The sequence below is a fragment of the Sphingobium sp. RSMS genome, from assembly GCF_005406185.4.
Lineage (GTDB): Bacteria > Pseudomonadota > Alphaproteobacteria > Sphingomonadales > Sphingomonadaceae > Sphingobium > Sphingobium fuliginis.
This window is the reverse complement of sequence record NZ_CM191257.1, coordinates 3,271,944-3,286,066: the sequence shown is the minus strand read 5'-3', so window position 1 is coordinate 3,286,066 and position 14,123 is coordinate 3,271,944. Positions and strand designations below refer to the sequence as shown.

Below are 14,123 nucleotides of genomic sequence, written 5' to 3'. Positions count from 1 at the left end.
CCGGTTCACCCCCTTTATGCTCCGAAAGCGGATAGTCCGCTACCCACCCATCTCAGCCGATCACCTCGCCCTCTTGCTTCCCAGGAGTAAAGTGAGGTTCATGAGTAAGATTAGGCTGACATAAGCCATCACTGTCACGACCGCGCCGCCCAGATACGGCAGCTGGACGAGCCACGCCCAGGCCTCTGCGAGTGACCAACTGAAAAACATCTGCCTAAACCTCCTTTGATTTCTGCGCTTTGGGTGGGATAGCGGAGATGGCTTTTAGGACCGTCTGGGAGACATGCTGCGGCAGGCGCTTTCCCATCGCCTTCTCAAGCCTCCCGAGGTCCCGAAAGACCCGCCAGCCCAACGGAGAAGCCTGCCCTGGAGCTTCCTTCCAGGCCTCAAGGCTCCCCAAGAACGCGCCGAGGGCGGGGAGGTACGGCGCGGCTTCTGAGACCTCATCGGCTAGAGTGCGGCAGGCCCAAATCGCTTTGGCCTTGGGGTCCGCCACGCGCTGCTTCCAGGGGATGCCCTGCCGATCCATTTCGGCCTCCGTGATCCAGACGACGCGGCGAGACCTGGGCCACTCCTCAGGCTCCGGCTCGCTGTCCTCTCCGGTCTCCAGCACGGCAGGCGTGAGGGGCTGTGGAGGGTCCCACCAGCGCCACCCGGCCCAGCCGACTACCGCGAGGACCGTGAGGCCCCCGAGGAGGTGCAAGAAGAGATCGGCGGACATCGAGCCGTCAGGCCTCAGGCTGCCTTCAGGAGCGCCTCAACGTCCTGCCCACTGAGGACGACGTTGTGCATCCGCTGGGCCAGGTGGTCCATCTGCAGGAGCCTCCAGTATCCATCGCCGACATATTCGGCCGTGCCGTCGTCAAAGGGCACTGTATGGGCCGGAATGGCCTTAAGGGTAGCGAGGTCCGACCTGGAAACAACGACGTTCTGCCACTTGTGGCGCCGGACTGTCTGATCCTTCTGTAGAACGACAAACAGGCCTCCCCCCATATATTCGGCCCTGCCGTCCTCTAGCTTCACCGGGGCAGGCTGAAGGGTCACTTCCGTCATGTACGTCATTGCATCATTCCCGTGTAATCGCACGCCCCCCATGGGCTTGCCTCTGGTGCCGAGACCGCGTCAGGCGTTCGGCGCAATTTCCTTTGATGCAGGGGGAGGCCAGGGGCCTTCAGTCCATCCATAAGTCACCCGGCAGACGCCCCCAACGTGCCATTCTAAATCTATGGTTCCGGCAGGCCAGTTGATGGTGGCTCGCTTGAATATGCCCCGCAGTGCTGCGTTGGCCTCTACTCGATCTAACTCGCCGCCTTCGCTCGGCTGCAAGGCATTAATGGCCCTTTCAATTCGTGAGCCGACGACAGGGCCTGCCATAACGTCCCGATGTTCCTTGAGACTGGCCAGGACGCTCTGCATGTCCGCGACTTCTCGCTCTTTTTCGCGCAGGCGAGCGGATAAGGCTGTCGAAGGTCCTTGGAGAAGTTCGTCCACGAGGACCTCAATGTCCTCGCGTTGCGCGTGTAAGGCGTCCTCAAGCTCCCCGATTTGGGCCTCAATATCCTCGCTCTCGTCGATGCCCTCACGGCCCCGGATGATCCCTGGGAGGACTTGGAGGAGGCGGCGTTCAATTGTCTCGTACCGGACAGACTTGTACTCACATCCTGCCCCCGCCTTGGCGGCCGCGCATACGAGAGAAGGATAGCCCGCCTTTGCCAAGGAGCCTTTCTGTACACGCGTCATTGTCCCGCCACACTTGGGGCAGGCGGCAAGTCTGGAGAGAACATTGGAGAGGGGAGCGATAGCTTGTCGCCCCCTAGGTGCGCCTTTAGTCCCCATGAGGGCCTGAACGTCGGCCCAAGTCTCCGGTGTAATCACGGCAGGGAAATAGTTTGGCACAGGCTCCAATGGAATCCGCGTTTTCTTGCCGTTGACGTATTCGGTCCGATGCGGATGGAGGACGCCGACAACGGCCGGATTCGTGAGTATCTTTGCGATATAGGAGCGATGCCAGTGGATGCCCTTGCGCTTTCCAGTGCCCCAAGGCTCCACGTCTTCGCCATTCAAGGCCGCCGCGATCGAGTGCTGTCCTGTTCCCTCTAAAGTCATTGCGAAGATACGGCGCACGATAGCAGCCCGCTCGGGGATCACCATGATCCTCTGGGTCTGTTTATCCAACTTAAGCCACGCAGGAACGATGCCGGTCAGCGGCTTGGAGGCAACGTTTGCTCTTTTAGCTTCCCAGGCTGCAGAAAGGCGCTTCGCCTTGGTGGCACTCTCATCATTCGCCCGCATGAAGGTCAGCACGGCAACCAGGAGGTCTGTTGGGTCCCGATCCAGCGAGTCTGGCGTGTACTCGCGCCCATCATTAAGGGTTACGACCGAAACTCCGGCTTCCACAATGTCCTCTAGAACCCGCATAGCCTTACGAGGAACCAGACGGCTTAAGCGATCAAGTTGCTCGACCAGTAGCACAGAGCCTTGCGGAACTAGCCCGACCCGCACAGCTTCGAGGAAGTCCGCGAGCCGCCCCACCTCTGCATTACGGCCCCGAAAACCCGATATGCCCTCATCGTGGAAGGTGAGAACCGTATCCAGCTCTAGATTATGGTCGCGGGCGTATTTGGCTGCCATATCTGTTTGCCGCCGACGACTGTCGCCCTTGCTCTGCTCCGGCGTACTAAACCGTAAGTAAGAGTAGGCCTTTCGGTGAGGCGTATTGAGCGGGTTTGGGTTCATTTCGACCATCTGAGTAGGCTACCCGGCGTGGGGTCTTGTGTCTATAACCTGAGCAGATTATGGCCGCCCGCCGCCGCGATCTCCAACGCGCGCTTGGCGCTTTCCTGCCCCTTGACCTGCCTGAGGTCCGCGGTCCGGATCGGCGGCTCCACCTGCCCGGGCTGCGGCGGCGAGAGGGCGGCGGCGCCCTTGAAATGGTTGAGGATGGCCAGCAGGTCGGGCGCGGCGATCACCTCCACCTGACCGGCCCAGGCGGCTTCGGCGCCCTGCGCCACCGGGCAGACGAGGCCCAGTTCCCGCTCCCCCGCATGGAGCGCGGCGAGCAGCACGCCGGGCGTCGGGGCGATGCGGCCGTCCAGACCCAGCTCGCCCACGACGACATAGCCCGCCAGCGTCTCGGCATCGATCACGCCCATGGCGCCGAGCAGGGCCAGCGCGATGGGGAGGTCGAAATGCGACCCCTCCTTGGGAAGGTCGGCGGGCGAGAGGTTCACGGTGATCCGCTTGGGCGGCAGCGAAAGGCCGATGGCGGCGATGGCGTTGCGCACCCGCTCCCGGCTTTCCGCGACCGCCTTGTCCGGCAGGCCGACGACGATGAAATTGGGAAGGCCGGGAACGAGCTGGCACTGAACCTCCACGCCGCGCGCTTCCAGCCCCAGATAGGCGACCGTCGATACCGTCGAAACCAATGATGTTCCCCCATGCCCCGGACGGCCTCCATGGCGCTCCCGCGAGGGCAGGAGTGCCGCGTCAGGGGCCGAACCGGGTTCCTGCCTTCGCAGGAACAGGGAGGCATTTCAATCTCTTGGTGATGGTGGACGGATCAGCCCTCTTCCGGGCGGCCCTTGAAGCCCTGCGCCACGACATACCATTCGACGCTGCCCTTGCGGCTGGCGGGCGGCTTGGCATGCTTGATCGTGGTGAAATGCCTTTTGAGGATCGCGAGCAGGTCGGCGTCGGTGCCGCCCGCGAACACCTTGGCCACGAAGGTGCCGCCCTTGCGCAGATTCTCCACCGCGAACATGGCCGCCGCCTCGACCAGCCCCATGGTGCGCAGATGGTCGGTCGCGGCATGGCCGACGGTGTTCGCCGCCATGTCGGAAATGACCAGATCGGGCGCGTCGCCCAGCGCCTCCGCCAGCAGGGCGGGCGCGCTGTCGTCCATGAAGTCCATCTGGAACAGGGTGACGCCCGGAATGGGATCGGTCGGCAGCAGGTCGATGCCCACCACCTTCGCCTTGGGGCAGAGTTTCCGCACCACCTGCGCCCAGCCGCCGGGCGCCACGCCCAGGTCGACCACCGCGCGGGACCCCTTCACGAAGTGGAACTTCTCGTCCAGTTCGATCAGCTTGAAGGCGGCGCGGCTGCGCCACCCCTCCGCCTTGGCGCGGCGGACATAGGGGTCGTTCAACTGGCGTTCGAGCCAGCGGGTGGACTGTGCCGTCCGCCCCTTCGCCGTCTTGACCCGCACCTTGCCGGCACCGGTACCTCTCACAGGGGGCCTCTCACATCTTCACTCCGTCGCGGTCCATCAGGCCGCGCAATATGCCCTCGCGAATGCCGCGATCGGCCACGCCCAGGCGCTGGGCGGGCCAGATGTCGAGGATGGATTCCAGGATGGCGCAGCCCGCCACGACCAGATCGGCCCGCTCCGTCCCGATGCAGGGCAGCTTCTGCCGCTCCGCCAGGGGCATGGAGGACAGCCGCGCCGAAATCGCCCGCATCGACGTCGACGGCACGATCAGCCCGTCGATCGCCTGCCGGTCGTAGCGCGGCAGGTCGAGATGCAGGCTGGCCAGCGTCGTCACCGTGCCCGACGTGCCGAGCAGGCGGATATCCGCCTGCGGAGCCGGCAGGCGGCGGGCCAGCGGCGCGAAGGCATCCGCCACGCGGGCGCGCATCCGGGCATAGGCGGACAGCCGGTCCATGGGATCGGCATGGTCGAAAGGCTCGCTCTCCGTCAGGGAGACCACGCCCCAGGGGGCGCTCACCCAATCGACGATATGCGGCGCGCCGGCGCGATTGGCGTCCACCAGCACCAGTTCGGTCGAGCCACCGCCAATGTCGAAGATGAGCGCGGGGCCGTCGCCCGGCTCCAGCAGCGCGTGGCAGCCGAGCACCGCCAGCCGCGCCTCTTCCTGCGCGCTGATGATGTCGAGGGCGATGCCGGTTTCCCGATAGACGCGCTGGATGAATTCGGCCCCGTTGGAGGCGCGGCGGCACGCCTCCGTCGCGACCGAGCGGGCCAGGGTGACGTGCCGGCGGCGCAGCTTGTCGGCGCAGACCGACAGGGCGGAAATCGCGCGCTCTATGGCGGCGTCGCTGATCCGGCCGGAAGCGGCAAGCCCCTCCCCCAGCCGCACGATTCGCGAAAAGGCGTCGACGACGATGAAGCCGTCCGCCGATGGCTTGGCGATCAGCAGGCGGCAATTATTGGTGCCAAGGTCGATGGCCGCGTAGGACCGGCGTCCGCGCAGCGGATGAGGCAAAAGGCCCCGCGATTTCGACGGGGGAGTGAGGGCCGCAGCCTTGCTCCCATTGCCCTGACCGGAACGGACCCCCTTGCCCGAAATTCCGCCGGCCGGGCCGGAACTCTGCGGCGATGGGCGGCTGTGCTGCACCATGGCCGTATCTCTTTTCTTCTTCGCCAGCGCCGAAAAGCGCCGGAACTTGGCGACAAGAGTAGGCAAAGGAACAGGAAAGCGCAAGGCGGGGCGGACAGCCCCCTCAGACAAGCGGCATGAGGGCCGCGACGATCCACCGTTCCTCGGCGCGCAGCACGCCCCAGGCGCGAGCGGCGGCGCGGCTGTCCATCACCTCCACGCCGATGCCGCGCCCCTCCAGTTCGCGCACGAAGGCGCGCGGCGGCTGGCGCAGGGCGGCGCCCGTGCCGACCAGCAGGAATTCCGGCTGGACGTCGAGGTCGAACAGGTCGCCCAGATGCGCCACCGTCAGTGCGTCGACGGGCGGCGCATCCTGCCAGGCGAGCGCCCGCACCGGGGAGAGCAGCAGGCCTTCGGGAAAAACATCGTCGCGGACCCGGAAACCCCGCCCCTGAAAGCCGGTGACGATCGGCCCCTGCCCCGATTCATCGCGGCGCAGCTCTATGCCGGAGCGGTTCCCGTTCAGGGTCGCGCCCCGTCGTCGCGCGGGCCCATCCGCTCGGCCTGGGCGGCGATATTGACCTTGCTCGCCTTCTTCTCCGCCGTGGCAGGCGACAGGCCCAGGCTGATGAGCAGCGAGGAGGAGACATAGACCGACGAATAGGTGCCGACGATGATGCCCAGCATCATGGCCGCGGTGAAGCCGCGCAGCACATGGCCGCCCAGCAGCAGCAGCGCGCCCAGCGCCAGCAGCACCGTGACCGAGGTCATGACCGTGCGCGGCAGCGTTTCGTTCACCGACAGGTCGATCAGCGACTTCATGTCCATCTTGCGATATTTGCGCATATTTTCGCGGATGCGGTCGTCGATCACCATCTTGTCGTTGATCGAATAGCCCACGATGGTCAGCACGGCGGCGACGATGTTGAGGTCGAATTCGAGCTGGGTGATGGCGAAGAAGCCCAGCGTCATCAGCACGTCGTGCATGATCGCGACGAAGGTCGAGACGCCGAACTGCCATTCATAGCGGAACCAGGAGAAGATCGCGATGCCGATCACCGCCAGCATCACCGCCAGCACGCCGTTCTGGATCAGTTCGCCCGACACCTTGCCCGACACCGTGTCGTAGCGGGAGAAGGTGACGCCGGGGAATTCCGCCGTCATCGCCTTGCGCGCCTTTTCGACGATGGCGTTGGCCGCGCCCGCGCCGCCCTGTTCCGGCAGAGGGAGGCGGATCTGCACCGTTTTCGGATCGCCGAACTGCTGGAGCGAACCGTCGCCGACGCCCAGCCGGTCGATTACCGTGCGCACCTTGTCGGTCTGCGGCGGCGTTTCGAACTTCGCCTCGATCATCAGGCCGCCGACAAAGTCGACGCCCAGGTTCAGCCCCTTGTAGAAGGTCGCGCCGACCGCCAGCACCGTCAGCAGCGCCGTCAGGGCGAAGGCCCAGTGGCGCAGCTTGACGAAGCCGATATTGGTGTTGTCCGGGACGAGCTTAAGCAGTTTCATGTTTCTCTCCGCCCGTCAGATGTGGATTTCGGTCGGGCGCTTGGCGCGGACCCAACGCGACACCAGCAGGCGCGTGAAGGTGACGGCGGTGAACACGCTGGTCGCGATGCCGATCAGCAGCACGATCGCGAAGCCCTTGACCGGTCCCGACCCCAGAGCGAGCATGATGCCGCCGGCGATGGCGTGGGTCACGTTCGCTTCGAAGATCGTGCGGCTGGCTTCCTTATAGCCATGTTCGATGGCCTGCACGACCCCGCGCCCGCGCCGCCGCTCCTCGCGGATGCGCTCATAGATCAGCACGTTGGCGTCGACCGCCGTGCCGATGGTCAGCACGAAGCCGGCAATGCCCGGCAGCGTCAGCGTCGCGCCCAATATGCCCATGACGCCCAGGATCACCAGCACGTTGATGGCGACGGCGAGGTTGGCGTACATGCCGAAGCGGCCATAGCTCATGAACATGAAGGCCGCGACCGCCGCCACCGCGATCACCGAGGCGAGCAGGCCCGCGCGGATCGAATCGGCGCCGAGTTGCGGGCCGACCGTGCGTTCCTCCACCACGGTCAGCGCGACGGGCAGCTTGCCCGAACGCAGCGCGATCGCAAGCTGGTTGGCGCTTTCGACGGTGAAGCTGCCGCTGATCTGCGCGCTGCCGCCCAGGATCGGCTCGTTGATGTTCGGGGCGGACAGCACCTTGCCGTCGAGGATGATGGCGAAGGGACGGTTGACGTTCTGCGACGTCACCTGGCCGAATTTGCGCCCGCCCGCACCGTTGAAGCGGATGTTGACGATCGGCTCGTTGCCCTGCTGGTTATAGCCCTGCTGCGCGTCGGTCAGATCCTCGCCCGACACCATGACCTGCCGGTAGACGGCGATCACCGGCGGGCCGGCGGGATTTGTGGGATAGGGCAGCACTTCGCTGCCCACAGGCGCGCGGCCCTGCGCCACCTCGGCGGGGTTGGCGTTGACGTCGACAAGCTTGAATTCCAGCTTGGCGGTCTGGCCCAGCAGGTCCTTCAGCGCCCTGGGGTCCTGAAGGCCGGGCACCTGCACGACGATGCGGTTGTCGCCCTGCTGCTGGATGGTCGGTTCGCGCGTGCCCATCTCGTCGATGCGCTTGCGGATCACCTCGGTCGCGACTTCCATCGCGCCCTTCACCGCATTGTCGATGCCCGCCTTGGTCGGGGTGATGACGATGGTGGAGCTGTTCACCACCTCCACATTGAAATCGCGCTGGCCGGTGAGGCCCGCCCCCTGGGTCAGCGGCCGGATGCGCTCGACGGCGGCATCGACCTGCGACGGGTTGCGCACCATGAAGCTCAATTTCCCGTCGCGGCTGGAAATATCCCCGATCGCGATCTTCGTGTCGCCCCGGCGCAGTTCCGTGCGGACCTGCTCCTCCATATTGGCGATGCGCTGCTTCGCCACGTCCTGGGTCGAGGCTTCGAGCAGCAGGTGGCTGCCGCCCGACAGGTCGAGGCCCAGGTTCACGCGGGTCTGCATGAATTTGGGCAGTTGCCCGACCACCGTGTCCGGCAGGAAGCTCGGCACGGCGCAGGCTATGCCGATCAACAGCGGCAGCAGGATCGCGACGACCGCCCAGCGAGGGAAATTCAGCATGGGTGGGGCTCAGTCGTTCGCGGGCTTGGCGGTGGCGGGATCGATCACGTCGGTCAGGGTGGACTTCACCGCCTTCACCTTCATGCCCGGCGCCAGTTCGACTTCGGCGTAGAATTCGTCGACGCGCACCACCTTGCCGACCAGACCGCCGCCGGTCACGACCTGATCGCCCTTCTTCACGGCGTCGATCTTGGCCTTGTGCTCCTTCATCTTCTTTTGCTGCGGACGGATCAGCAGGAAATAGAAGACGACGAAGATGAGGACCAGCGGGGCCATCTGAACCAGCATGGAGGCGCCGGACGATTCCCCGCCCGCAGTCTGGGCAAAGGCTGGAGATATGAACATGCTTGGGACTTTCGCCTTATTCTCTTGTCCAGTCGCGGGCGCCGATAAACGCCCACAGATCAAGGGCGCGCGGCTAACACAGATCGCACGGCGGAGGCAACATGATTAGGGTTTCCGACGAATGCGCAAAAAGCCTGCATCGAATGGCTTGCATATTCCCCAAACTGCTTCTAATTGCGCCGCTCCGGTCGGGACGTAGCGCAGCCTGGTAGCGCATCACACTGGGGGTGTGGGGGTCGGAGGTTCGAATCCTCTCGTCCCGACCAAATTTCCGGCAGGGCCTTTTCCGGCTTGCCTGCCTTTTTCCCATTTTTATCCATTTCGCCCGCGCCAGCGCTTTTCCGCTGTCCTACAGCTAACCAAATGGGATAAATGACCCGCCTTTCCGGAACAGGAGGGCGTTTTCATGGATATTGCGGCTCTGATCGATGAAGTCATCGCGCGGGAGGGTGGCTACGGCAACCATCCGGCGGATCGCGGCGGACCGACCAATTTCGGCATCACCCAGGCCGTGGCGCGAGCCAACGGCTATGGCGGCGACATGCGGGCGATGCCCCGGACGGTGGCCGAGGCGATCTATCGCAGGCTCTATTGGGAGAAGCCGGGCTTCGCCTTCGTCGCGGAACTGGCGCCGGCGGTGGCGGAGGAACTGTTCGACACGGCGGTCAATATGGGGCCGGGCACGGCCGGCGGTTTCCTGCAGCGGGCGTTGAACGCGCTCAATCGCAACGGGCGGGACTATGCCGACCTGAAGGTGGATCAGGCGGTGGGGGCGAAGACGCTTTCCGCGCTGGGCGCCTTTCTGGCCGTTCGCGGGCGGGCGGGCGAGAAGGTGCTGCTGAAAGCGCTGGAAGCGCTTCAGGGCGAGCGCTACCTGGCGCTGGCCGAGAGCAGGCCGGCCAATGAGGCCTTTCTCTATGGCTGGCTCGCCAACCGGATCGGATAGGAGGCAGGGATGACGTCTTCACGCAGGCGAGTCGCGGGGGACCGGTGGACGCTGCGGGCGCGGCCGGCCTTTCTCTACATGATGTACGGGTTGCTGCTGTGGTCGGTGCCGCTGGGGCTGGTCGGCGGGGTGCGGCCCGATGTGGCGGCGGGGATCATCCGGGCGATGCGAGCCTATTTCAACGCCCTGCCGGAGCCGCTCTATGCGCTCTTCGGGACGGGCTATCTGGGCTATACGGCGGCGCGGGCCTGGGGGAAGGCGAAGGGGGTAGAGCGGTAAGAGGCGCCCCTTGCCCCTTATCCTGTTCCTGCGAAGGCGCTCGAATGAGCGCGGCGGGTCTTCAGGCCAGAGCATCCTGCGCAAAAGTGGGAACCGGTTTTGCGTTCAAAAGGATGCGACAACAAAAGCTTGGAGCGCGCGGCCTATGATTTGACGCAGCGCTCTAAGGGCCGTTCACCGGGGAAATTCTCCTTGAGGAAGTCCAGCACCACCCGCGCTCTTGGCGGCAGGCGTTTGTGGGACGGGTGGACGGCCCAGATGTCGAGCGGGGCGATATGGCTTTCCGGCAGGACCGGGACCAGCCGTCCCGCCGCGATGTCGCCCTGCACCCGGATGGCGGGGAGCAGGGCGATGCCTAGGCCGCTGAGGGCGGCGCGGTGGACGGCTTCGCTGCTGTCGCTGCGGAAGGTGCCGCCCACCACCCTCTCCCGCCCGTCGATGGTCCAGCGGGCGGGCACGTCGCCATAAGCGTAGGCGATGCACTGATGCCCCGGAAGGTCTTCGGCGGACGAGGGCATGCCGCGGCCGGCAAGATAGGCGGGATGCGCGACCAGCAGGCGGGGCAGCGCGCCCAGCGGATGAACCACCAGGCTGTCGTCGCCCACGGGGCCGACGCGCAGGGCAAGGTCGAGGCGGTCCTCCACCACGTCGCGTTGCCAGTCCGTCATCGCGCAATCGAGCTGGAGCGCGGGGTAGCGCGCGGTCAGATCGCCCAGGCGCTCGACATAATAGAGGCCGAGCGCGGTGGTGAAGCCGATGCGCACCAGGCCGCCCGGTTGATCGCGGACCGGGCCGAATTCCTGTTCCGCCCCATCCAGCGCGTCCAGCATCGCGCGGGCGTGGACCAGCAGGCGGTCAGCCTCCGGCGTGGCGATCAGCCGGCGGGTGGTGCGATGGAAGAGGATGGCGCCGAAATGCGATTCCACCTGATCCAGCCGGCGGGCTATGGTCGTATGGCTGGCGTGCATCTCTCCAGCCACGCGGGAGAAGTTGGGTTTTTCGCATAGCCGGACGAATGTCCGCAGGGCGATCAACAGATCGGACATTTGCACGATACTCGCACAGATATTGTGCGGCTTATCCTTATTGTCTGATCGGCCGAAAAGCCAGATGCCAGCGCGCAAGGAATGATGGAAGAGGATAGCCATGACCGATCGCATCGCCCATGCCGGGCTGGCCGCCAAATGCCGGACGGCGGAGGAGGCCGCGGCGCTGATCCGCAACGGGATGGCCGTGGGGATGAGCGGCTTTACTGGGTCGGGCTATCCCAAGGCGGTGCCGCTGGCGCTGGCGAAGCGGATCACCGACGCGCATGCGGCGGGCGAGCCCTTCCGCGTCAGGGTGTGGACCGGCGCGTCGACCGGGCCGGAGCTGGACGGGGCGCTGGCGCAGGCCGACGGCGTGGAGTTCCGCCTGCCCTATAATAGCGATCCCATTGCCCGGGAGCGGATCAACAAGGGCCAGATGCAATATTTCGACATGCATCTAAGTCAGGTCGCGCCGATGGCGTGGCAGGGTTTCCTGGGCGATCTGGACATTGCCGTGGTCGAGGTGACGGGGATCACCGCCGGGGGCGAGTTGATCCCCTCCGCCTCCGTGGGCAACAACAAGACGTGGATCGACCGGGCCAAGGGCGTGATACTGGAGGTCAATCGCTGGCAGAACCCCGCGCTGGAGGGGATGCACGACATTTATTACGGCACGGCGCTGCCGCCGCATCGCCAGCCGATCCCGCTGATGCGGGCGGACCAGCGCATCGGCCAGCCGACCTTCCGCTGCGATCCGGACAAGGTGATCGCGGTGGTCGAGACGGATGCGCCGGATCGCAACGCGCCCTTCAAGGCGCCGGACGACAAGGCGCGGGCGATTGCCGGGCATTTGCTGGAATTCCTGCGCCATGAGGTGAAGAAGGGGCGGTTGCCCGCTTCGCTGCTGCCGTTGCAGTCGGGGGTCGGCAATATCGCCAATGCGGTGCTGACCGGCCTGGTCGACGCGCCGTTCGAGGACATGGTCGCCTTTACCGAGGTGATCCAGGACGGGATGCTGGACCTGCTCGACGCGGGCAAGCTGCGGATGGCGAGCGCGACGGCCTTTTCCCTGAGCCCGGAGGCGGCGGCGCGGATGAATGCCGATATGGGGCGCTATCGGGACCGGATGATCCTGCGGCCGCAGGAGATCAGCAACCATCCCGAGCTGGTGCGGCGGCTGGGCTGCATCGCGATGAACGGGCTGATCGAGGCGGACATCTACGGCAACGTCAATTCGACGCATCTGATGGGATCGCGCATCCAGAACGGCATTGGCGGGTCGGGGGACTTTGCGCGCAATGCCTATCTGTCGATCTTCATGACGCCGTCGACGGCCAAGGGTGGGGCGATCTCCGCCATCGTGCCGCATTGCAGCCATGTCGACCATATCAACCAGGATGTGCAGGTGATCGTGACCGAGCAGGGGCTGGCGGACCTGCGCGGGCTGGCGCCCCGGCAGCGGGCGGAGGTCATCATGGAGAATTGCGCGCATCCGGACTTCCGGCCGATGCTGAAGGACTATTTCCGGCGGGCTTTGGCGGGGTCATACGGGTTGCAGTCGCCCATGCTGCCGGGGGAGGCGCTGGCGTGGCACCAGCGCTTCATCGATACGGGGACGATGCGGGGGTAGGGATTGGGGAGATGGGGATGAGGTGGCCGGGCTGGCTCGATTTGGCCAATGGCGGACGTCAATGCTTCCCCTCCCCTTCAGGGGAGGGGACTGAGGGGTGGGGGCGTGCCCCAAAGGAAAACCAAGCCTGTAGAGGCACGCCCCCACCCAAACCCCTCCCCTGAAGGGGAGGGGCTTAATGGCAAGAAACCAACCATCAAACCGCCATCAAAAATGAGAGGGGCCGCCGGGTAGATTAAACCCCGACGGCCCATCATTGACATGGTCAGCGGCCGGAAGCGCCGCCCAAGGGAAACGTTGATCGCGCTATTTTCCAGATACGGCGCCTCGATCGCGAAACCGCGGTCGACAGTCACCCTATTCTGGAAAACCGACGCATAAGGCGTCGCTCAGCGGCGCGTTCCCCGAATGGACTTGACCGACCCCATTGCTGAACCATGAGACATCGGATCACCTCCTTTCGCTAGTTGAAGCCCCTATAGCCGTTCCCGGTACTGGTCCTTCGCCGTCTATGAAATGATATGTGAATCAGACCGGCCGCCACTTCAAGGCTTGTAAAATTCTTTTTTCGAATCATACTTTTGCGTCCGCCTTTTGCAGGCGATCTGCCCTGAAACCAGCGCCTTTCGCCTGAAATCAAGGACTTAGGCGCGGCAGTCCTCCACGACGCGGCCGACCTCCGCCCAGCTTGGCAGGACCAGCATCTCCAGACCCTGCACCTCGACCGCGAAACGGCCCCGGCTGTAGGCGATCTGATCGAGCGTGGCGTCGCTGGCGGCGCGGGTCGCCTGGGTCGCGGCGATGGCGCCGGTGGCGGGGCCGGCCGGCCAGCTGACCGCGCCATAGCTGGTCCGCACCGTCATCGCCGCCTGCGCCGGGCCGGGCCGCAAAAGGCTGACGCGGCGCGTCGTCCGGTCGCAGCGGATGACGAACAGGCTGCCTTGCGCATCCGGGCCGAACAGGGCGGCCGATCCGGCGCCGTCGACCTGATAGCGCCAGTCGCCCGCGGTCGTCGCGCGGTCCTGCCAGTCGGCCGGCGGCGGCGGAGGGGGCGCGGGCCGGGCCGCGGGAGCCGGCCGGGGCGCAGGTGCGGGAACAGGCGCGCGCTGCTGGGGCGCGCCCACGCAGGAAGCCAGCAGGACGAAGGCGGCCGCCGGCATGGCGGAGGGCAGAGTGAAGCGCATCCCGCCTCCATGCCTTAGGCACGGGGATGGCATCAACCCGAAAAGGGCGGGACGACATGCCGGACCGGTCGAAAGAAAGGGCGGCGGAAGCGCCGGATTTCGCCGCTTTCGCGCCTGCCCGTCATTGACAGCCGAAGGCCGAATCGCTAAGGGCACCCCTTCCCGACACGCTGACGAGCGGCAGTGCAGTGGCACTGGCCGTCTTTTTTGCGTCTTGGGCCTATCGAATCGGCTGTCGTCTCCTTA

Annotated in this window: 14 protein-coding genes, 1 tRNA gene and 1 pseudogene; 4 read left to right on the top strand and 12 right to left on the bottom strand. The window is 65.4% G+C overall.

Annotated elements, in window-relative coordinates; genetic code table 11:
- Nucleotides 1–214: 214 nt before the first annotated feature.
- The 10 genes and pseudogenes from EGM87_RS16015 to yajC all read right to left on the bottom strand — a co-directional run bounded on the left by EGM87_RS16015 (nt 215) and on the right by yajC (nt 8,810).
- Nucleotides 215–721 carry a hypothetical protein gene (locus tag EGM87_RS16015; protein WP_171010009.1) on the bottom strand — a complete coding sequence of 169 codons (507 nt, stop codon included), beginning with the start codon at nt 719–721 and terminating at the stop codon, nt 215–217.
- Between the two features lie 14 nt (nt 722–735).
- Nucleotides 736–1,062: a hypothetical protein gene (locus tag EGM87_RS16010; protein WP_137709589.1), complete on the bottom strand. Its 327-nt coding sequence runs from the start codon at nt 1,060–1,062 to the stop codon at nt 736–738.
- Nucleotides 1,063–1,122: 60 nt separating this feature from the next.
- Nucleotides 1,123–2,736, bottom strand: a complete 1,614-nt coding sequence (locus tag EGM87_RS16005; RefSeq protein ID WP_503345424.1) for a recombinase family protein — start codon at nt 2,734–2,736, stop codon at nt 1,123–1,125.
- 50 nt (nt 2,737–2,786) lie between these two features.
- Nucleotides 2,787–3,425, bottom strand: a pseudogene (locus tag EGM87_RS16000) (magnesium chelatase domain-containing protein); the annotation flags it as partial.
- Nucleotides 3,426–3,559: 134 nt separating this feature from the next.
- Entirely contained in the window at nt 3,560–4,231 is a 672-nt protein-coding gene (locus EGM87_RS15995) for an RlmE family RNA methyltransferase (RefSeq protein ID WP_044661324.1), read from the bottom strand.
- Nucleotides 4,232–4,241: 10 nt separating this feature from the next.
- Nucleotides 4,242–5,360 (bottom strand): Ppx/GppA phosphatase family protein, encoded by a 1,119-nt coding sequence (locus EGM87_RS15990; protein ID WP_025551587.1) that lies wholly within the window; start codon nt 5,358–5,360, stop codon nt 4,242–4,244.
- Between the two features lie 103 nt (nt 5,361–5,463).
- Nucleotides 5,464–5,808: an MTH938/NDUFAF3 family protein gene (locus tag EGM87_RS15985; protein WP_076605755.1), complete on the bottom strand. Its 345-nt coding sequence runs from the start codon at nt 5,806–5,808 to the stop codon at nt 5,464–5,466.
- A 53-nt stretch (nt 5,809–5,861) separates the two neighbouring features.
- The gene (gene secF / locus EGM87_RS15980; protein WP_025551591.1) at nt 5,862–6,848 is read right to left on the bottom strand and encodes a protein translocase subunit SecF; all 987 of its coding nucleotides are present in this window, start codon (nt 6,846–6,848) and stop codon (nt 5,862–5,864) included.
- A gap of 15 nt (nt 6,849–6,863) precedes the next feature.
- Entirely contained in the window at nt 6,864–8,465 is a 1,602-nt protein-coding gene (gene secD, locus EGM87_RS15975; RefSeq protein ID WP_025551592.1) for a protein translocase subunit SecD, read from the bottom strand.
- A gap of 9 nt (nt 8,466–8,474) precedes the next feature.
- Entirely contained in the window at nt 8,475–8,810 is a 336-nt protein-coding gene (gene yajC, locus EGM87_RS15970; protein ID WP_044661323.1) for a preprotein translocase subunit YajC, read from the bottom strand.
- A gap of 189 nt (nt 8,811–8,999) precedes the next feature.
- On the opposite strand from yajC, the gene EGM87_RS15965 reads away from it, so the two are divergent.
- The 3 genes from EGM87_RS15965 to EGM87_RS15955 all read left to right on the top strand — a co-directional run bounded on the left by EGM87_RS15965 (nt 9,000) and on the right by EGM87_RS15955 (nt 10,035).
- Nucleotides 9,000–9,076: transfer RNA gene (locus EGM87_RS15965), tRNA-Pro, on the top strand.
- A 140-nt stretch (nt 9,077–9,216) separates the two neighbouring features.
- On the top strand, nt 9,217–9,756 hold the full coding sequence (locus tag EGM87_RS15960) for a glycoside hydrolase family 108 protein (protein WP_044661282.1): 540 nt from the start codon (nt 9,217–9,219) through the stop codon (nt 9,754–9,756).
- Between the two features lie 9 nt (nt 9,757–9,765).
- A complete protein-coding gene (locus tag EGM87_RS15955; protein WP_044661281.1) occupies nt 9,766–10,035 on the top strand; it encodes a 3TM-type holin in 270 nt (89 codons plus the stop codon).
- Between the two features lie 143 nt (nt 10,036–10,178).
- On the opposite strand, the gene EGM87_RS15950 is transcribed toward EGM87_RS15955, so the two are convergent.
- Nucleotides 10,179–11,081 (bottom strand): LysR family transcriptional regulator, encoded by a 903-nt coding sequence (locus EGM87_RS15950; protein ID WP_137709591.1) that lies wholly within the window; start codon nt 11,079–11,081, stop codon nt 10,179–10,181.
- A 100-nt stretch (nt 11,082–11,181) separates the two neighbouring features.
- On the opposite strand from EGM87_RS15950, the gene scpC reads away from it, so the two are divergent.
- Complete coding sequence (scpC, locus tag EGM87_RS15945) at nt 11,182–12,693, top strand: succinyl-CoA:acetate CoA-transferase ScpC (protein ID WP_137709592.1); 1,512 nt, start codon at nt 11,182–11,184, stop codon at nt 12,691–12,693.
- 644 nt (nt 12,694–13,337) lie between these two features.
- Here the strand turns inward: scpC and EGM87_RS15940 are convergent.
- Nucleotides 13,338–13,877 (bottom strand): hypothetical protein, encoded by a 540-nt coding sequence (locus EGM87_RS15940; protein WP_137709593.1) that lies wholly within the window; start codon nt 13,875–13,877, stop codon nt 13,338–13,340.
- Between the last annotated feature and the right edge of the window lie 246 nt (nt 13,878–14,123).

Coding starts and splice junctions, on each gene's coding strand:
- secF (WP_025551591.1), bottom strand. CDS start 6,848: ATGAAACTGCTTAAGCTCGTCCCGGACAACACCAATATCGGCTTCGTC.
- yajC (WP_044661323.1), bottom strand. CDS start 8,810: ATGTTCATATCTCCAGCCTTTGCCCAGACTGCGGGCGGGGAATCGTCC.
- EGM87_RS15955 (WP_044661281.1), top strand. CDS start 9,766: ATGACGTCTTCACGCAGGCGAGTCGCGGGGGACCGGTGGACGCTGCGG.
- EGM87_RS16010 (WP_137709589.1), bottom strand. CDS start 1,062: ATGACGTACATGACGGAAGTGACCCTTCAGCCTGCCCCGGTGAAGCTA.
- secD (WP_025551592.1), bottom strand. CDS start 8,465: ATGCTGAATTTCCCTCGCTGGGCGGTCGTCGCGATCCTGCTGCCGCTG.
- EGM87_RS16005 (WP_503345424.1), bottom strand. CDS start 2,736: ATGAACCCAAACCCGCTCAATACGCCTCACCGAAAGGCCTACTCTTAC.
- EGM87_RS15960 (WP_044661282.1), top strand. CDS start 9,217: ATGGATATTGCGGCTCTGATCGATGAAGTCATCGCGCGGGAGGGTGGC.
- EGM87_RS15940 (WP_137709593.1), bottom strand. CDS start 13,877: ATGCGCTTCACTCTGCCCTCCGCCATGCCGGCGGCCGCCTTCGTCCTG.
- EGM87_RS15990 (WP_025551587.1), bottom strand. CDS start 5,360: ATGGTGCAGCACAGCCGCCCATCGCCGCAGAGTTCCGGCCCGGCCGGC.
- scpC (WP_137709592.1), top strand. CDS start 11,182: ATGACCGATCGCATCGCCCATGCCGGGCTGGCCGCCAAATGCCGGACG.
- EGM87_RS15950 (WP_137709591.1), bottom strand. CDS start 11,081: ATGTCCGATCTGTTGATCGCCCTGCGGACATTCGTCCGGCTATGCGAA.
- EGM87_RS16015 (WP_171010009.1), bottom strand. CDS start 721: ATGTCCGCCGATCTCTTCTTGCACCTCCTCGGGGGCCTCACGGTCCTC.